Origin of the sequence: Bacteroides faecalis, from assembly GCF_003865075.1 — a bacterium.
GTDB classification, from domain to species: Bacteria; Bacteroidota; Bacteroidia; order Bacteroidales; family Bacteroidaceae; genus Bacteroides; species Bacteroides faecalis.
In genome coordinates, this window is sequence record NZ_BHWB01000014.1 from 19857 (window position 1) to 39580 (window position 19724).

At 39.3% G+C, this 19724-nt stretch carries 19 protein-coding genes; 16 read left to right on the top strand and 3 right to left on the bottom strand.

From position 1 onward, the window contains the following. Positions 1–128: 128 nt before the first annotated feature. The 15 genes from EJF25_RS18380 (at position 129) to EJF25_RS18455 (ending at position 16112) form a co-directional block, all read left to right on the top strand. Positions 129–917, top strand: coding sequence for a type III pantothenate kinase (locus EJF25_RS18380; RefSeq protein ID WP_200832941.1), 789 nt, complete (start codon positions 129–131; stop codon positions 915–917). Next, positions 904–2178 (top strand): BamG family beta-barrel-assembly machinery protein, encoded by a 1275-nt coding sequence (gene bamG, locus EJF25_RS18385; RefSeq protein WP_125042293.1) that lies wholly within the window; start codon positions 904–906, stop codon positions 2176–2178. The genes EJF25_RS18380 and bamG overlap by 14 nt, the downstream gene beginning before the upstream one ends. Positions 2179–2251: 73 nt before the next feature. Next, positions 2252–3577: a tetratricopeptide repeat protein gene (locus tag EJF25_RS18390; RefSeq protein WP_200832942.1), complete on the top strand. Its 1326-nt coding sequence runs from the start codon at positions 2252–2254 to the stop codon at positions 3575–3577. Positions 3578–3620: 43 nt separating this feature from the next. After that, positions 3621–4220, top strand: a complete 600-nt coding sequence (gene lptC, locus EJF25_RS18395) for an LPS export ABC transporter periplasmic protein LptC (RefSeq protein WP_125042294.1) — start codon at positions 3621–3623, stop codon at positions 4218–4220. Positions 4221–4239: 19 nt separating this feature from the next. Continuing rightward, entirely contained in the window at positions 4240–5496 is a 1257-nt protein-coding gene (locus tag EJF25_RS18400) for a hemolysin family protein (protein WP_125042295.1), read from the top strand. A 120-nt stretch (positions 5497–5616) separates the two neighbouring features. Next, positions 5617–7755, top strand: coding sequence for a peptidylprolyl isomerase (locus EJF25_RS18410; protein WP_125042297.1), 2139 nt, complete (start codon positions 5617–5619; stop codon positions 7753–7755). A 140-nt stretch (positions 7756–7895) separates the two neighbouring features. Next, a complete protein-coding gene (rlmN, locus tag EJF25_RS18415) occupies positions 7896–8930 on the top strand; it encodes a dual-specificity RNA methyltransferase RlmN (protein ID WP_125042298.1) in 1035 nt (344 codons plus the stop codon). A gap of 19 nt (positions 8931–8949) precedes the next feature. Next, positions 8950–9987, top strand: a complete 1038-nt coding sequence (locus EJF25_RS18420; protein WP_125042299.1) for a DUF4837 family protein — start codon at positions 8950–8952, stop codon at positions 9985–9987. Positions 9988–9991: 4 nt separating this feature from the next. Beyond that, entirely contained in the window at positions 9992–11086 is a 1095-nt protein-coding gene (gene pdxA / locus EJF25_RS18425) for a 4-hydroxythreonine-4-phosphate dehydrogenase PdxA (protein WP_125042300.1), read from the top strand. Positions 11087–11093: 7 nt separating this feature from the next. Next, positions 11094–12317: a sigma-54 interaction domain-containing protein gene (locus EJF25_RS18430; protein ID WP_125042301.1), complete on the top strand. Its 1224-nt coding sequence runs from the start codon at positions 11094–11096 to the stop codon at positions 12315–12317. Next, entirely contained in the window at positions 12304–12831 is a 528-nt protein-coding gene (gene lptE, locus EJF25_RS18435; protein WP_125042302.1) for an LPS assembly lipoprotein LptE, read from the top strand. Before EJF25_RS18430 ends, lptE begins: the two co-directional genes overlap by 14 nt. A gap of 5 nt (positions 12832–12836) precedes the next feature. Beyond that, positions 12837–13595, top strand: coding sequence for a DUF8458 domain-containing protein (locus EJF25_RS18440; protein WP_125042303.1), 759 nt, complete (start codon positions 12837–12839; stop codon positions 13593–13595). A gap of 7 nt (positions 13596–13602) precedes the next feature. Continuing rightward, positions 13603–14001, top strand: coding sequence for a preprotein translocase subunit SecG (gene secG / locus EJF25_RS18445; RefSeq protein ID WP_125042304.1), 399 nt, complete (start codon positions 13603–13605; stop codon positions 13999–14001). 246 nt (positions 14002–14247) lie between these two features. Beyond that, positions 14248–15636 (top strand): MFS transporter, encoded by a 1389-nt coding sequence (locus EJF25_RS18450; RefSeq protein ID WP_125042305.1) that lies wholly within the window; start codon positions 14248–14250, stop codon positions 15634–15636. A 110-nt stretch (positions 15637–15746) separates the two neighbouring features. Continuing rightward, positions 15747–16112, top strand: coding sequence for a PqqD family protein (locus EJF25_RS18455; RefSeq protein ID WP_125042306.1), 366 nt, complete (start codon positions 15747–15749; stop codon positions 16110–16112). On the opposite strand, the gene EJF25_RS18460 is transcribed toward EJF25_RS18455, so the two are convergent. The 3 genes from EJF25_RS18460 to EJF25_RS18470 form a co-directional block, all read right to left on the bottom strand. Continuing rightward, entirely contained in the window at positions 16077–16367 is a 291-nt protein-coding gene (locus tag EJF25_RS18460) for a hypothetical protein (RefSeq protein ID WP_125042307.1), read from the bottom strand. The genes EJF25_RS18455 and EJF25_RS18460 overlap by 36 nt on opposite strands. 19 nt (positions 16368–16386) lie before the next feature. Beyond that, on the bottom strand, positions 16387–17451 hold the full coding sequence (locus EJF25_RS18465) for a DUF4831 family protein (protein WP_125042308.1): 1065 nt from the start codon (positions 17449–17451) through the stop codon (positions 16387–16389). Positions 17452–17523: 72 nt separating this feature from the next. After that, positions 17524–19035 (bottom strand): NAD(P)H-hydrate dehydratase, encoded by a 1512-nt coding sequence (locus EJF25_RS18470; RefSeq protein ID WP_125042309.1) that lies wholly within the window; start codon positions 19033–19035, stop codon positions 17524–17526. Between the two features lie 292 nt (positions 19036–19327). On the opposite strand from EJF25_RS18470, the gene EJF25_RS18475 reads away from it, so the two are divergent. After that, positions 19328–19552: a winged helix-turn-helix domain-containing protein gene (locus EJF25_RS18475; RefSeq protein ID WP_125042310.1), complete on the top strand. Its 225-nt coding sequence runs from the start codon at positions 19328–19330 to the stop codon at positions 19550–19552. Positions 19553–19724 lie beyond the last annotated feature (172 nt).

Consider the following 19724-nt stretch of genomic DNA (forward strand, 5'->3'; position numbering starts at 1 on the left):
AAAAACGCATGCCGAAACAATCATAATTGATAAATGTTGCAGTATAGATAAATATATAGTTCGATTTTGTGAAAAATAGGCAGTTTTTGATATTGAAAAAATACATTTGGAAAGATAATTCTCTTTAGATGCTTTTAGTTCTCTTTTTTTGCTTTACCTTTGCGCCCGCAAAAGAAGGAAAAGCATTGAATTTAATTATTGACATAGGAAATACAATGGCTAAAGTAGCACTTTTCGACAATAATGATATGGTCGAGGTGCTAACCGAATCCAATCATTCATTGGGTTGTTTGGCTAAGCTTTGTGCCCAATATCCGATAGAACAAGGAATTGTTGCTACTGTCATTGATTTGAATGAGCAGGTTTTGGCAGATCTAGCTGCATTATCGTTTCCTCTGTTGTGGTTAAATCATCAAACTCCATTGCCAGTCGTTAATTTATACGAAACTCCCGAAACATTGGGATACGATCGTATGGCTGCCGTAGTAGGGGCCAATGAACAATTTCCCGATAAGGATATCTTAGTGGTTGATGCCGGGACTTGTATTACGTATGAATTTATTGATTCAAAAGGACAATATCATGGTGGCAATATATCTCCGGGTATGCAGATGCGTTTCAAAGCTCTGCATCAGTTTACCGGACGCTTGCCGTTGATAGACTCCAATGGGCGTAAACTCCCGATGGGAAAGGATACCGAGTCTGCTATGCGGGCAGGAGTGTTGAAAGGGATTGAATATGAGATTTCAGGTTATATTGAGTCTATGAAGCATAAATATCCTGAACTTTTGGTTTTTTTAACGGGCGGAGATGAATTTTCTTTTGAAACCAACGTAAAAAGTGTCATCTTTGCAGATAGATTTTTAGTGTTGAAAGGATTAAATAGAATTTTAAACTATAATAATGATAGGATATAAACACACGATTTGTGCGCTTTTGCTCACAATGATTACCGGAATGGCAATTGCCCAGAATAATACAAACTCTCCTTATACACGATATGGCTTCGGCGATTTGTCTGACCAGTATTTTGGAAACAGCAAGGCAATGGGAGGAATTGCTTACGGACTCCGGGATGGAGCGCAGATCAATGTGCTGAATCCTGCTTCGTATACAGCTATTGATTCGTTAACATTCCTGTTTGAAGGGGGTGTTACTATGCAGAATATGAACATTAGCAGCGGAGATGTGAAACTAAATGCAAAGAATTCCAGTTTAGATTATCTTGCCATGCAATTTCGTTTGCAGCCATGGATGGCGATGAGTATTGGTTTGTTGCCATATTCAAGTGTTGGATATTCGGTGTCGGATACAAAGACTACAGATAACGGATTGCAATATAGTAGAAGCTTTACAGGCGATGGTGGTTTACACCAATTGTATGTCGGACTGGGAGTGAAAGTGTTGAAGAACTTGTCGGTAGGTATGAATGTGTCTTATTTTTGGGGTGATATTACTCGTATACGCAATCAATTCTTTCCGAACGAGTCCAGTGCTTTTTCATATCAAGAAAGTACATTGACATCCGTTTCGGATTATAAGTTGGATTTCGGTGTGCAATATACACAAAAGCTCAATGAAAAAGGGTTGATGACTTTTGGTGCAGTTTATACTCCGAAGAAGAGCCTGAAAAATGATTTTACAGTCACTAGACAGGTTAGTACGATCACTACTGTAACTCCGGACGCAACATTGGAGACCCCTAATATTTTTGGAGTCGGAGTTACTTATAAATATGACAGACGCCTGACAGTAGGTATGGATTATAGCCTACAGAAATGGTCAAAGGTAAAGTCATCTCTTGCAACGAGTGATGAGGATTTACGTCAGAGTTTTGATGAGACGTATGCCTTTTGTGATCGTTCAAGAATATCTGTGGGTGCGGAATATATCCCTAATTTGTTGGGACGTTCCTATCTCGCCCATGTAAAATATCGTGTGGGAGCTTTTTATTCCACACCGTATTATAAGATTGAGGGTAAAAAGGCTTCAACCGAATTTGGTGTAACAGCTGGTTTTGGTTTGCCTGTTCCTCGTTCGCGCTCTATCCTTAGCATTAGTGGACAATTTGTTCACGTGAAAGGAAAAGAAATGAATATGTTAAATGAAAATATATTCCGCGTGAGCATAGGACTTACGTTTAATGAACGTTGGTTCTTCAAACGCAGAGTAGAGTAAAGTGAAATAAAGTAAAGTGAAAAATTTGAGAGAGAATAGACGACTAAATAATAACAACTAAAATTTAGATACAATGAAAATTAAGACGCTTGTAGCTATGTTGTTCCTATCGGCCGGGGCGACTACTGTAATGGCGCAGGATGATGCTAACTGTAATTCGAATAGTAGTATCTCACATGAAGCAGTGAAAGCTGGAAATTTTAAAGACGCTTATACTCCTTGGAAAGCTGTTCTGGAAAATTGTCCGACACTTCGTTACTATACTTTTAGTGATGGATTTAAAATTCTGAAAGGTTTGATGGGACAAATCAAAGATAAAAATAATCCGGAATACCAGAAGTATTTTGATGAATTGATGAATACGCATGATTTACGTATGAAATATACTCCTGAGTTTTTGGCAAAGGGAGTCAAGGTGGCTTCTGTTGATGAAATTTTAGGTATCAAAGCTTTGGATTATATGTCTTTTGCACCCAAAGTTGATTTAAATCAACTCTATCAATGGTTCAGTCAATCTGTAAATACCGTAAAGGCGGAAGCTGATCCGGCGGTTATTTTTTATTTTTTCCAAACATCTTTCGATAAACTACAGGCAGATCCTGCTCATAAGGAACAATTTATTCAGGATTATCTGAATGCATCTGAATATATGGAAGCTATTTTGGCTGCTGAGACAGTGGATGCTAATAAAGAAAGATTGAAAGGAATCAAAGACAATCTGGTCGCTTTGTTTGTAGGGAGTGGTGCTGCTGATTGTGAATCTTTACAGGCTATTTATGGTCCTAAAGTGGAAGCTGACAAAGCAGATATCGCTTCTTTAAAGAAGATAATCGATATCTTGAAACAGATGAAATGTACAGAGAGTGAGGCTTATCTGCAAGCAGGATATTATGTTTACAAGATGGAGCCAACAGCTGATGCTGCTATTGCCTGTGCACTGCAAGCAAACAAAAAAGGTGATCTTGATGAAGCTCTGAAATTCTTTGATGAAGCTATTGATTTGGAAACAGATAATGTGAAGAAGGCTGAGTATGCTTTTAAAGCTGCTGTTGCATTATATAAAGCAAAAAAATTGGCACAGTCCAGAACTTATAGTCAGAAGGCCATTAGTTTTAATGAGAATTATGGTGATCCTTATATGCTGATAGCTGCCTTATATGCAACTAGTCCTAACTGGAGTGATGAGCCTGCATTAAATAAATGTACCTACTTTGTAATCATTGATAAGCTACAGCGTGCAAAAGCTGTGGATCCGAGTGTAGCAGAAGAAGCTAATAAACAGATTGCTTTATATTCAGCTCACACTCCGCAAGCTAAAGACCTCTTTATGTTAGGTTATAAAGCTGGTGATCGTATTACAGTCGGTGGCTGGATTGGAGAGACTACAACGATTAGATAACTCTATGTTGCGAAAACGAAGTATACGTTTATTGCATAAATGCATGAGCATAACAATTGCCTGTGGGGCAGTTGTTATGCTTCTTTTATTTTCCTCCTGTGGAGGGAAGAAAAAAGCTATGGGTGATGCTATTACCGAACGTGACTCGTTGCCGGTAATGCAAACTTTGGGAGTAACCACTTTTATTTCTGATTCGGGAGTGACTCGTTACAAGGTAGATACTGAAGAATGGTTGGTGTATGACCGTAAAATACCTTCGTATTGGGCTTTTGAGAAGGGGGTATATCTGGAACAATTTGACTCTATCTTTCATGTAGAAGCCAGTATTAAAGCAGATACTGCCTACTATTATGACAAAGAAAAGCTTTGGAAGCTGATAGGGCATGTGGATATACAAAACCGGGCAGGAGAGCGTTTCAATACAGAATTGCTTTACTGGAATCAGGCAACTAAAAAAGTATATACCGATCGGTTTATTCGAATTCAACAACCTGAACGAGTTATCCATTCATACGGATTTGATTCAAACGAACAATTTACTCAATATGTTTTCCGTAATGTATCTGGTATTTTTGATGTGGATGATGAACCCAATATTCAACCGGAAGTAAAACCGATTTCTCAACCGGATTCACTGAAATAAGGATTTTGTGAAATAAGCTATGAATATCTATTTCTCTTTACTTATCACGATGGCTTTCTCCGCATTTTTTTCGGGGATGGAAATCGCTTTTGTCTCAGTAGATAAGTTACGTTTCGAAATGGAACGTAAAGGAGGCATTACTTCGCGTATTCTTGTCATCTTCTTTAAAAATCCAAATGAATTCATCTCTACCATGTTGGTAGGAAATAATATTGCTCTGGTTATTTATGGTATCTTAATGGCGCAGATTATCGGTGATAATCTGTTATCGAATTTTATAGAAAGTCATTTCTTGATGGTGCTGGCTCAAACTGTTATTTCTACTTTGATTATCCTGGTGACGGGAGAGTTTTTGCCGAAAACATTATTCAAGATTAATCCGAATCTGGTTTTGAATGTGTTCGCTGTTCCTCTCTTTATTTGTTATGTTGTTCTGTATCCAATTTCTAAATTTTCCTCCGGAATGTCCTATTTATTTCTACGTATTTTTGGATTGGAGGTGAATAAAGAAGTGTCTGACAAAGTTTTTGGTAAAGTGGATCTGGATTATTTTGTTCAAACGAGTATCAGTAATGCTGAGAATGAAGAGGAACTTGATACGGAAGTGAAGATATTTCAGAATGCACTTGATTTCTCAAATATAAAGATCCGCGATTGCATCGTCCCTCGTACTGAAGTGGTGGCTGTCGATCTGACTACTTCGTTAGACGAACTGAAGGGACGTTTTATAGAATCAGGAATTTCAAAGATCATTGTATATGATGGGAATATAGATAATGTGGTAGGTTATATCCATTCGTCAGAAATGTTCCGTAATCCGGATGATTGGCGTAATAATGTGAAGAAAGTCCCGATTGTGCCTGAAACGATGTCTGCCAATAAGTTGATGAAGCTTTTCATGCAACAAAAAAAGACGATTGCTGTGGTAGTGGATGAGTTTGGAGGTACATCCGGTATTGTATCTCTGGAAGATTTGGTAGAAGAGATTTTTGGTGACATTGAAGATGAACATGATAATACTTCTTATATCTGCAAACAGATTGGGGAGCATGAGTATGTATTGTCTGCCCGTCTGGAGATTGAAAAGGTAAATGAAACATTTGGACTTGATCTGCCCGAATCGGACGAATATCTGACAGTGGGAGGATTAATTCTTAACCAATATCAAAGTTTTCCGAAATTGCATGAATTGATTCGGATAGGACGTTATCAGTTCAAGATAATCAAGGTTACGGCGACTAAAATAGAACTTGTGCGACTAAAAGTCATGGAATAATGACGATAGACATGAAATTTTTGGCTAATAAATAGAAGCATATTAGCATTTTTTGTATCTTCGTGCGCTAAAATGACATTAGGAAGAAATAAATAATAAACATAAATTATATTAATCAAAATGGCAACATTACAAAACATCAGGTCGAAAGGACCTCTATTGGTGATTGTTATCGGCTTGGCGCTGTTTGCCTTCATTGCGGGTGACGCATGGAAGGTGCTGCAGCCGCATCAGACGCATGACGTAGGTGAGGTGAACGGAGATGCTCTTACTGCTCAGGAGTTTCAATCTTTAGTCGAAGAATATACCGAAGTGTTAAAGCTTTCACGTGGATTGAATTCTCTGAATGACGAACAAACCAGCCAGGTGCGCGACGAAGTATGGAATTCTTATGTAAACAATAAACTGATTGAAAAAGAAGCAGGCAAATTGGGATTGACTGTCTCTATTACTGAAATTCAAGACATTCTGAACACAGGTGCTAATCCTTTGTTGCAACAGACTCCTTTCCGCAACCCACAAACGGGTCGCTTTGACAAGGATATGCTGAATAAATTCTTAGTAGAATACTCTAAGATGAATGAAAGTCAAATGCCGCCTCAATATGTTGAACAATATAACAATATGTATAAATATTGGAGCTTCATTGAAAAAACATTGATCCAAAGCCGTCTGGCACAGAAATATCAGGCATTAATCACGAAGTCTCTTATCTCTAACCCTGTAGAAGCTCAGGATGCTTTCGATGCAAGAGTAAATCAGTATGATTTGTTGATGGCTGCTGTTCCTTATTCTACAGTAGTAGATTCTACATTGACTGTATCTGAGTCTGAATTGAAAAACCTTTATAATAAGAAAAAAGAGCAATTCAAACAATATCAGGAAGCCCGCGATATTAAATATATCGACGTACAGGTAACTGCAAGTGCAGAAGACAGAGCTGCTATCCAGAAAGAAGTAGATGAAGCTACAGAACAATTGGCTACAGCAGAAGATTATACTTCTTTCATTCGCTCGGTTGGCTCTGAAGTTCCTTATGTAGACTTGTTCTATAACAAGACTGCTTTCCCGGCAGATGTTGTTGCTCGTTTGGATTCAGTTTCTGTAGGTTCTATTTACGGACCTTATTATAATGGAACTGATAATACGCTCAATTCTTTTAAATTGGTTGCTAAAACTGCTGCTTCCGATTCTATCGAGTTCCGTCAGATTCAAGTATTTGCTGAAGATGCTGATAAAACGAAAACATTGGCTGACAGTATCTATAATGCGATTAAGGGGGGAGCAGATTTCGTAGAATTAGCTAAGAAATATGGTCAGAATGGTGATACTAGCTGGCTGACTTCTGCACAGTACGAAGGTGCACAGATTGATGGTGATAACCTGAAATTTATTACAACTATTACCAATGCAAATGTAAATGAATTGACTAACCTGCCTATGGGTCAGGCGAATGTTATTCTTCAGGTGACTAACAAGAAAGCTGTAAAGGACAAATATAAAGTTGCTGTTATCAAACGTGAAGTAGAATTCAGTAAGGATACATACAACCGCGCTTATAATGATTTCAGCCAGTTTATTGCTGCTAATCCTACAGTAGAGAAGATGGTAGCTAATGCAGAAGAAGCCGGCTATAAATTGCTCGATAGAGAAAACCTATATAGCTACGAACATGCTATCGGAGGTGTAAGAGGTACTAAAGAGGCTTTGAGATGGGTGTTTGATAAAGCAAAACCGGGTGAAGTTTCAGGACTGTATGAATGTGGTGAAAGTGATCATATGCTTGTAGTAGGTCTGGTTAGCATTACTCCGGAAGGATACCGTTCTTTGAAACAAGTACAGGATCAGTTGAGAGCTGAGATCATCAAAGATAAGAAAGCTGAAAAGATTATGGCTGATATGAAAGCAGCCAATGCGGTTTCATTGGATCAGTATAAGGCTATGAAGGGTGCAGTTAGCGATTCTTTGAAGATGGTTACGTTTGGCGCTCCTGCTTATGTAGCAGCTTTGCGTAGCAATGAGCCGTTGGTAGGTGCTTATGCATCTGTTGCTGAGATGAATAAATTGAGTGCTCCTATTAAGGGTAATGCCGGAGTATATGTATTGCAAATGTATGCTAAGGATAAACTGAACGAAACATTTGATGCAAAAGAGGAAGAAGCTAAACAAACTTCTATGCACGAACGCCTTGCTGGTCGTTTGATGAATGACTTGTATCTGAAAGCAAATGTGAAAGATACTCGTTATATGTTCTTCTAAAATTAATCGTAAAACGATAAGTTCAAAAGGTCGTTCCTCTTCGGGGAACGACCTTTTTTGTTAACTTTTACATCCACACTATACGTAAATCGACTTTATTTCCTTACATTTGCAAATATAAACCATGAACTGAAAGAAAAATGTCTAAATTTCCTCTCTTAGGAATGACTCTCATAGAGCTACAGTCGGTGGCGAAAAAACTGGGTATGCCAAGTTTTGCTGCCAAACAGATTGCATCGTGGCTATATGATAAGAAAGTAACTTCAATCGATGAAATGACGAACTTGTCGTTGAAATATCGGGAGTTGCTGAAGGAGGGCTATGAAGTAGGAGCATATACTCCTGTGGATGAAATGCGTTCGGTCGATGGTACAGTGAAGTATCTCTACCGCGTTGGAGAAAGTAATTTTGTAGAATCAGTTTATATTCCAGATGATGGCCGGGCAACACTTTGTGTCTCTTCTCAGGTAGGCTGTAAGATGAATTGTAAGTTCTGTATGACTGGAAAACAGGGTTATACGGCTAATCTGACTGCCAACCAGATTATCAATCAGATTCACTCATTGCCCGATAGAGACAAACTGACAAATGTTGTTTTGATGGGGATGGGCGAACCGCTTGACAATCTGGATGAAGTATTAAAAGCATTGGAGATTATGACAGCTCCTTATGGATATGCTTGGAGTCCGAAGCGCATTACAGTATCTACGATTGGTTTGCGAAAAGGATTGCAGCGATTTATTGAAGAAAGTGATTGCCATCTAGCTATCAGTCTGCATTCTCCGCTATCGGTACAGCGTTCAGAGTTAATGCCGGCAGAGAGAGCTTTTTCTATAATCGAGATCGTGGAACTGTTAAAAAACTATGATTTTAGTAAACAGCGTAGACTTTCGTTTGAATACATTGTTTTTAAAGGACTCAATGATTCGCAGGTATATGCTAAGGAACTATTGAAATTACTTCGTGGATTGGATTGCCGGATTAACCTAATCCGTTTTCATGCCATTCCGGGAGTAAACTTAGAAGGAACTGATATGGAGACGATGACTCGTTTTCGTGATTATCTCACTTCACATGGATTGTTTACAACGATTCGCGCTTCAAGAGGAGAAGATATCTTTGCTGCTTGTGGCATGTTATCGACAGCGAAACAGGGGGAAAATAACAAAAGTTAATTTATAAAAACCGATCATCATGAAAAAGTACTTTTTTTATTTGAGCATGGCTTTAATAGCCTTCGTCTTTGTCTCATGTGGCATGGGAGGAAATCATACTTCCAGTGGTCGTCCGTATGAACTTCTAGTTGTTGTGGATCCCGGTGTATGGGACCGTGCTGCAGGAAGAGCCTTACATGATGTACTTGACTCCGAAATGCCTGGTTTGCCGCAGCCGGAATCTTCTTTCCGGATTATGTATACTTCATCGAAAGATTATAATTCTACGTTAAAGTTGATTCGTAATATTATCATTGTAGATATTAAAGATACTTTTACGAAAGGATCTTTCAAATTCGCAAAAGATGTCTATGCTTCACCGCAGTTGATTCTGACCATTCAGGCCCCGAATGAAGAGGAGTTCGAGAAATTTGTAACTGAGAATAAACAGGTTATAATCGACTTCTTTACTCGCGCTGAGATGAATCGCCAGATTATTTCGTTGGAGAAAAAACACAATAACTATATTTCTGCCAGAGTGGATAGCTTGTTTGGTGCTGATATATGGATTCCTTCGGAATTGGCTAATTATAAGACAGGAAAGGATTTTTTCTGGGCTTCTACCAACAAAGGCGCAGCTGACCAGAATTTTGTAATATACTCATATCCTTATACGGATAAGGACACCTTTACTAAGGAATATTTTGTGCATAAGCGTGACTCTTTTATGAAAGCTAATATTCCCGGATTTAAGGAAGGTGTTTATATGTCTACAGATTCTTTGCGTACAAGTGTCCGTCCGATCCGGGTACATGATAAGTATGCATTGGAGGCACGTGGATTGTGGCGTATGGAAGGTGACTTTATGGGTGGTCCGTTTGTATCACATTCACGCGTAGATGAAAAGAACCATCGAGTTGTTGTAGCAGAAGTATTTGTATATTCACCCGAAAAAATGAAACGTAATTTACTCCGCCAAGTAGAGGCTTCTTTGTATACACTGAAACTTCCGGGAGAAGTGCAGGAATCACAAATACCATTGGGAGAGACTAGGGAAGCGGAGAAAACTAAAAAATAAAAACATGGAAGATAACAAAATAAAAATCGGCATTACCCAAGGAGATATTAATGGGGTAGGCTATGAGGTGATCTTGAAAGCATTCTCTGATCCTACCATGCTGGAGTTGTGTACTCCGATTATATATGGTTCGCCTAAAGTAGCTGCTTATCATCGCAAGTCTTTGGACATACCGACTAATTTTAGTATTATAAACTCGGCTTCTGAGGCTTCTTATAATCGTCTGAGTGTAGTGAACTGCACCGATGACGAAGTAAAAGTCGAGTTTTCCAAACCTGATCCAGAAGCGGGTAAAGCAGCATTAGGCGCTTTGGAACGTGCTATTGAGGAATATCGTGAGGGGTTGATTGACGTGATCGTTACGGCTCCGATTAATAAACATACGATTCAATCGGAAGAGTTCTCTTTTCCTGGGCATACTGAATATATCGAGGAACGTCTAGGTGAAGGTAATAAATCACTGATGATCCTGATGAAAGGAGATTTTCGTATGGCATTGGTTACAACTCATATTCCGGTAAGGGAGATTGCTACTACCATCACAAAAGAATTAATTCAGGAAAAATTGATGATTTTTCATCGTTGTTTGAAACAAGATTTTGGTATTGGTGCTCCCCGTATTGCTGTGTTGGCATTGAATCCTCATGCAGGTGATGGGGGGCTGTTGGGGATGGAAGAACAAGAAGTGATTATTCCTGCATTGAAGGAAATGGAGGAAAAAGGAATTCTTTGTTATGGTCCTTATGCAGCTGACGGCTTTATGGGATCTGGCAATTATACTCACTTTGATGGAATTCTGGCGATGTATCATGATCAGGGACTGGCTCCGTTCAAAGCTTTGGCAATGGATGATGGAGTGAACTATACTGCAGGTTTGCCGGTTGTCCGAACCTCTCCGGCACATGGTACGGCTTATGATATTGCGGGCAAAGGATTGGCTAGCGAAGATTCTTTTCGCCAAGCTATCTATGTGGCAATTGATGTATTTCGCAATCGCCAGCGTGAAAAAGCAGCTCGTGTAAATCCATTGCGGAAGCAATATTATGAGAAACGAGATGATAGTGATAAACTAAAACTGGATACAGTAGACGAAGATTAAGGAAGCAATGACAAAAGCGGAGATACAACAAGTGAAACAACGTTTCGGTATTATTGGTAATACCGAAACGTTGTCACGAGCCATTGATGTTGCCATACAGGTAGCGCCTACCGATTTGTCTGTGCTGATTACCGGAGAAAGTGGTGTGGGAAAGGAGAGTTTTCCACAGATTATTCATCAATACAGCCGACGGAAGCATGGACAGTATATTGCTGTCAATTGTGGAGCTATACCTGAAGGGACTATTGATTCTGAGTTATTTGGGCACGAGAAGGGGGCATTTACAGGGGCAATTGGTGAGCGGAAAGGATATTTTGGCGAGGCTGACGGGGGGACAATCTTTCTGGATGAAGTCGGAGAGTTGCCGTTGCCTACACAGGCCCGTTTGCTACGTGTTCTGGAAAGTGGTGAATTTATCAAGGTCGGCTCGTCTAAAGTACAGAAAACGGATGTACGCATTGTGGCGGCTACTAATGTAAACTTATCACAGGCGATTGCTCAGGGGCGTTTTCGGGAAGATTTATATTATCGTTTAAATACAGTACCTATTCAGATACCTCCTTTGCGCGAGCGGGGAGACGATGTACTGTTGTTATTCCGTAAGTTTGCCGCCGACTTTGCAGAGAAATACCATATGCCGGCTATTCAGCTGACGGATGATGCTAAACAAGTATTACTTGCCTATCCTTGGCCGGGAAATGTGCGGCAGTTGAAGAATATTACCGAGCAAATTTCGATCATTGAGACTAACCGGGAAATTACGGCGAATATCTTACATACGTATCTTCCTCAACAGAATATACAACGCCTACCAGCTTTATTGGGCACGCGTGAAAGTAAAAGCTTTGAAAGCGAGCGGGAGATACTTTATTCCGTTCTCTTTGATATGCGTCAAGAAGTGGCGGAACTGAAAAAGATGGTACATAATATGATGGCTGAACGGGCAGAGCAGGTAGGTCAGATTGTGTCTACTCCCGTAGTGACTGCACGTCAACCATCTGTTCCTGCAATCATTCACCCGGTACAGACTGCTGTTTGTAAAGATGAAGATGATGATATTCAAGACACCGAGGAGTATGTAGAAGAGTCCTTGTCGTTGGATGAAGTTGAAAAAGAAATGATACGCAAGGCTCTTGAGAAGCATCATGGAAAGCGGAAGAGCGCAGCAAAGGATTTGAATATATCCGAGCGTACCCTTTACAGAAAAATAAAAGAATATGGATTGGATTAAGAAGATATCACGTGTTGCGGTACTATTCGTATTACCGGTAGTAGTGATTGCGTGTACTGTTTCCTATAAGTTTAATGGTTCCTCTATCAATTATGATAAAGTAAAAACCATTTCGATTGCCGATTTTCCGATTAAGTCGGAATATGTGTATGCTCCGTTGGCAACCAAGTTTAATGAGGATTTGAAAGATATATTTATTCGTCAAACACGTTTGCAATTACTGAAACCGAATCAAAATGCAGACTTGCAGATCGATGGAGAAATAACAGGCTACAATCAATACAACCAGGCAGTATCTGCCGATGGGTACTCTTCGGAAACTAAGCTGACTATCACAGTGAATGTTCGCTTTGTCAATAATACCAATCATGCTGAGGACTTCGAACAACAATTCTCGGCTTTCCGTACCTATTCTTCCACTCAACTGCTGACGGCGGTACAGGACGGATTGATTGCTGAAATGACGAAAGAGATAACCGACCAAATATTTAATGCAACTGTAGCAAACTGGTAATTTTAATGACTTCTGTTAATCTTGAACAATGGATTCAGCATCCTGAGACGCTGAATAGGGATACGTTGTACGAGCTACGCAATATGCTCGCACGTTATCCATATTTTCAGTCGATCCGTTTGTTGTATCTAAAGAATTTATATATTCTCCATGATATTAATTTTGGTGCAGAACTTCGAAAGGCAGTCCTTTATATTTCTGACCGGCGCAAGCTGTTTCATCTGATCGAAGGTGAACGTTTTATTATCCAAGCTAAGGATAAAGACATCACTTTAACTGAAGTGTTAGAAGAAGAGCCTTCTGTAGACCGTACATTAGCCTTGATCGACGCTTTCCTTTCAACAGCTCCAGAAGAAGTGACCAACCAGACGAGTTTCGATTATTCCATTGACTATACACCTTATCTCTTAGAAGATACAACCGTAGCAAGTGAATCGGCAGAAACGAGTCCTCCATTAAAAGGACATGAACTTATTGATGGCTTTATTGAGAAAAGTGAAAGTGAATCTGTATTATGTGTGAAACCTTTAAAGGAAGAAGATGCAGTGCCTGTTATCCCTTCGGAAGAGACTCTTGACAAAGAAGAGGAAGACGATAGCTGTTTTACAGAAACATTGGCGAAAATTTATGTAAAACAGCAACGATATTCAAAAGCACTTGAAATAATTAAAAAATTAAGTTTGAAATATCCAAAAAAAAATGCTTACTTTGCAGACCAAATCAGATTTTTGGAGAAATTGATTATTAACGCTAATTCAAAATAACTCAAAAATGTACTTATTATTCGTTATCTTAATGGTTATTGCAGCCGTGTTGATGTGCTTCATTGTGCTGATTCAGAACTCAAAAGGAGGCGGACTTGCTTCCGGATTTTCTTCATCAAACGCTATCATGGGCGTGCGTAAGACTACTGACTTTCTGGAAAAGGCAACTTGGGGCTTAGCTGCTTTTATGGTTGTAATGAGCATTGCGACTGCTTATGTAGTTCCTTCTGATAAATCTAAAACACAAGATGCAGTAATGGAACAAGCAAGGAAAGAACAACAAACCAATCCGTATAACATGCCTACCGGTACAGCCGCTCCTAAGACAGATGCTGCTCCTGCAGAATCTGCACCTGCAACAGAAACTCCGGCACCTGCTGAAACTCCTGCTCCGGCAGCAGAGTAACATTCAGCAAGACATCGGTATTATTCGGTTAAAACTATTTTGAGGATGCGGAAGAATGGTACTGCATCACTCTCTTTTTAAGCGCAGATTGAATGAAGTGCCCAGAGTAAATGAATATCCGGGTAATTCATGGATTCTGCGTTTAACTTTTTCCTGTAAAAACAAACTCTTTGTGAGGGAAATAAACGATATTTAACTACCTTTGTTGCCCGTAGTCTGATTATTAATACTTTTTGAAATATAACAATGACAGAACAATTGAAACAAAAATTGAATGACTCCGCAATGCTGCGTTGGAGTGTTCTTGCATTGGTCGCTTTTACAATGTTGTGCGGCTACTTCCTTACCGACGTCATGTCACCTTTAAAACCCATGTTGGAGAAAGAACTGTTATGGGATAGTTTGGACTATGGTTTTTTTACGAGTGCCTATGGTTGGTTCAATGTATTCTTATTAATGCTGATTTTTGGTGGCATCATTCTAGATAAGATGGGTGTCCGTTTCACAGGAATGGGAGCATGTTTGTTGATGGTATTCGGTTGTGGACTAAAATATTATGCGATATCAACCACATTTCCTGAAAGTTCGATGCTTTTCGGATTTAAGATGCAGGTAACACTTGCTGCCATTGGATATGCTGTCTTTGGGGTGGGAGTGGAGATTGCTGGTATTACGGTTTCCAAGATTATAGTGAAATGGTTTAAAGGAAAAGAAATGGCTCTTGCTATGGGACTTGAGATGGCTACTGCGCGTATCGGTACGACATTGGCTATGGTGCTGACTGTTCCTTTGGCAGACTTCTTCGGTACTACAGACGAGACCGGAACTTTCCATACTAATATTCCTGCTCCTATTTTGTTTTGTCTGGTAATGCTTTGTGTAGGAACTATCGCTTTCTTTATATATACTTTTTACGACAGGAAACTAGATGCTTCATTGGATGCAGAAGGCTTGGAGCCGGAAGAACCGTTCCGCATGAAAGATATTGTATATATTATCACTAACAAAGGTTTCTGGTTGATTGCTTTGCTGTGCGTATTATTCTATTCAGCAGTATTCCCGTTTATTAAGTATGCGGCTGATTTGATGGTACAGAAATATAATGTGGATCCGAAGTTGGCAGGAACCATTCCCGGATTGTTGCCAATTGGTGCTATTGTGCTGACACCTTTGTTCGGTTCATTATATGACCGGATTGGTAAGGGTGCTACATTGATGGTAATTGGTTCCATTATGTTGATTTTTGTACATACTATGTTTGCTCTTCCTATATTGAATGTATGGTGGTTTGCTACTGTGATTATGATTATATTGGGATTTGCATTTTCTCTGGTTCCTTCTGCAATGTGGCCTTCTGTTCCTAAGATTATTCCGGAAAAACAGTTGGGTACAGCTTATGCCTTAATTTTCTGGGTGCAGAATTGGGGATTGATGGGTGTACCTTTGTTGATTGGATGGGTGCTTAATTCATACTGTAAAGGTCCGGTTGTAGAGGGTGCACAGACTTATGATTATACATTGCCAATGGCAATTTTTGCTATCTTCGGCGTACTGGCTTTGATTGTTGCTTTGCTGTTGAAAGCAGAAAACCGGAAGAAAGGTTATGGTCTGGAAGAACCTAATATCAAGAAATAAACTATATTTTATTTCTGTATCCGATACAAAAAGAGTTTGATGTAAGTTATCATCTAATGTGATTTGGAAATCACATTAGATGAGGATGCAGACAACAAAAAGATAAAATAATGGCGGAGAAAAAGAAAATAAACCTGTTAGAGGTTATTCCCTGTCGTAGTGAACATATTACAGCGGTGAAGGAAGGAGAGGAGATGATTCTCTCCTTTCCCCGTTTCAAACGTTCTTGGGTGAATCGTTATCTGGTTCCCAAAGGAATGTCAAAGGAGATTCATGTACGTTTGGAAGAACATGGAACGGCTGTCTGGGAGTTGATAGACAATAAGAGAACGGTTCAGAATATTATAGAAAAACTCGCAGACCACTTTCATCATGAAGCAGGCTACGAGTCTCGTGTGTCTGTTTATCTTTATCAGTTACAGAAAGATGGATTTATCAAATTAATTATAAATAAGGAAAATATCCCAAGCAATTAGGGCGACTACAATCAGTGCTCCGAAAATGATGAAACCTCCCCATTTAAAGTAACTTTCATCTTTCTCTTTCTTTTCTTCAGATTCGTGAAGAATCTTCTCTATTTCTTCAGGAGTAGTATCTGGCAACGGGTAGTGACTCTCAGCAGAATGCATGCGCCGGACTCTTTCATTGGCATGTTCTCGTCGCAAACGGGAAGCTTCTTTGTTAAGCTTAATTCGCCGTATCATGTCAAATGCAAATCCTTCTCCTACCATAGTTTTATTATTTAAGAGGTTATTTGTTCTCTTCTCTTTCTACTTTGAGCAGACCACCGGTATTAGGATCGAAATATACTTTGATGGTTGAGCTTTTGTTGAATAAGACCGGAGCCAGATATTCTGTAACTCCAAACTGGGTAATGGGAATTTCCCCTTCGTAAAGTTTCTTTTTGCCATCGGTCAGGGTTACCAATGCTTGTCCTGGCACGTTGTAAGCAATTCCATCCAAATCCTTTTTCTTCTTTTCGTCTTCTTGCGGCATTTTAACCGTTTTCAAGTCTTTCAAATTGATATAATAAGGAACTCCGGCTAAGTCGTCATTACTAACTACACCCAGTTTTTTAGAGAAGCGGAAAGCAACTGCATTTTCAAACTCTTTATCAGGAGTCAAACGGATAGTGAATGTTTTTTCTTCTTTGTCGCGAGTTCCGGCAAACATTTCGGTCATAGCTTCTTCCTGTGCATTCAGATTGTCAATCATGATTTTCAGTTGTGCGCCATCCGAAGGTGTATTATCAGCTTGTCCTCTTAATAAGGCATTTTTGCTTTCGCGAATATTATAAATTTCTTTGGCAACCAATTCTGCCATCTTAGCAGTGGAGCTTGCGATCAGGATTTCTTCTGTGAGAAAATCACGAGGATTTGCTTTATTGGGTATAGTAGGAGTTGCTACAGGCGCCTTGGGAGTATTACTTTTGGTATAAGGAACGTTTATTGATTTTATAACTCCGTTCTCCGTTAGTTCTATTAGGGGAGCTACGGTCTTATCCTTTAGTTTGACAAAATAGGTCGCATCACCGTTGGGTACACCTATCGGAGTAACTTTTACACTCGCAAGCTCCCAATATTCTTCAGGATCAGTAGAAACATTATTCAAACGTAAATAGCGATTGGCATATTTGCTGAATTCACCCGGAGTATATTTTATTTTATTTGCTTTAATTTCAAGTTCAATCTGTGTTTTTGGGAGGGTATACACTACTCCATAATCTTTTCCCCGCGTGACACCTGTCAATACTTCAGTCTGTGCATAAGCGGTAGTTGCTATTAATAGTCCGGTTGCTATTATTAATTTCTTCATATTCGGTTATTTTTTGCTGATTCTGAAAACAAAGTTAATGAAGTTATTTATAAATCTGTAAGTTCTTAACTTTTATTCGCTTACCAATCTCCAGGCGGTAGGAAGGCAGGAGATAATGTCACTTGCTATAAGTCCTATCATACCCTGTTTCTTTTGCGCGAAATCTCCTGCCAGGCCATGTATGTAAGTGCCTATTTTAGCAGCTTCTTCTGCAGAATATCCCTGGGCGAGTAACGCTAATATCACTCCGGTGAGTACATCGCCACTGCCTCCGGTTGCCATTCCCGGATTTCCGGTCGGGTTGAAATAGCATTTACCTTCGGGAGTGATAATAGCAGAGTAAGCTCCTTTTAGTATGATATGTACTTTTGCGGTGTGTGCCAGTTCACAAGCTTTCATTAGTCGTTCGTAGGAATCCTGACATTTCCCGACCAGACGTTCTAACTCTTTGGGATGTGGAGTCAAGATAGAACCTTTAGGGAGATGAGTAAGCGTATGGTGATGATTGGCTAAAATATTTAGTGCATCTGCATCCAATACTACGGGTGATTGGCAATGTTCTAATTGTTCCAGTAAAGCAGTTTCGGTTTCACTACTTCGTCCAAGTCCCGGACCAATGCCTACAGCTTGGTAGTCATCCGTATCGGTTGGTATAGCGAAACAAGTTTCATTAGCATCGTTTTCTACTATTGCTTCGGGAATAGAGGTTTGCAGGATATTGTTATTGCAGAACGGTGCGTGTACAGTGAGCAATCCCACTCCTGAACGAAGACAAGCACGTGCAGCCAATACAGATGCTCCTCCCATTCCTTTGGAACCTGCTATCAGCAGAGCATGTCCGAAGTTTCCTTTATGAGCAAATTGCTTTCGTGGTTTGATCAAAGAACGAATCTCTTCGACCTCCAACATCTCGTAGTTCGTTTCAGTTGCTTCGATACCTTCCTGACTCAATTGAATATCCAAGATGTCCCATTCACCTACAAATTCAGTATTTTCGGCAAAGAGGAATGCTAATTTTGGAAATTGCAAACTAAAAGTAACATCAGCACGGATAATATGTGCTTTGACATTAAATGTGTTTTCTTCGCACATCAATCCCGAAGGAACGTCAATGGATAAGATAGTAGCTGGTGAAGAATTGATATATTTCACAACGGCAGCGAATCCTCCGCTGAGAGGTTTATTCAGTCCGGAACCGAACAAACCATCGATTACCAGATGTCGGGAAGTTAATGTCGGAGGAACAAATTGTGTGCTGATCTCATGGAATTTCACTTCTTCCATCATTTCTACCAACTCCTTGTTCGTTTGGCAGTCAGGAGAAAGTTCTCCTTTTGTGTTGAAGAGAAATACTTCCACTTCATATCCTTTCTCTGCCATCATACGGGCTACGGCAAGTGCATCGCCACCATTGTTTCCCGGACCTGCAAAGACAGTGACAGGTGTTTCCGTATCCCATCTTTGAGTAATGGATTTAGTAAGTGCTTTTGCGGCACGTTCCATCAAATCTATTGAGGTAATCGGTTCGTTCTCAATGGTATAAGCGTCCAGTCTTTTAATACTACTGCTTGGGAATATTTTCATTGTAATGTTCTTTTGGTTTTCGACCTACAAATTTACACAAAAACTCTGAATTAATCCTTTTATTGATAAAGATAGCACAAAGAAAAATGAGTTGCTATTCACTACTCATTTACTGATTAGTCATTGTATCAGTATTTATATATCTTCCTTTTTAATATTATTTGAATATGAAAAGGCTGATTATTTGTTATTCTGCGAAAAAATATTATCTTTGTGATAGTATAAAATAATATTATTTTCCTATGCTTACAATCTTGATTATAAATATATTGTTTAATCTTTTAAAGTTTGCATGATGGAGAAAACTAAAATTGGCGTAAATGCTGGAAAAGTATGGCGTATCTTAAATGAAAAAGGTGAACTGTCTATGTTTGACTTATGTCGCGACTTGGGTTTGACATTTGAAGATGTAGTTCTGGCTATCGGTTGGTTAGCTAGGGAAAACAAAATCTTTCTTCGGAAAAGAGATGAAATGCTTTTTGCAAGTATTGAGAACATAGAATTTACATTTGGTTGAAATGGATCTGTTTGTATGCAGGTTGGTGTCCACCCGATTATTTACACTGTTGAAAACTTAATAAGGTGGATGAATGGAATTCACTGTGTTTTGATCTTTATCTTCTCATAAGAACCTGCTTTTATGAGCCGTTTAATCTATTTTTTATACCTTTGCAACTCGTAAACTACTA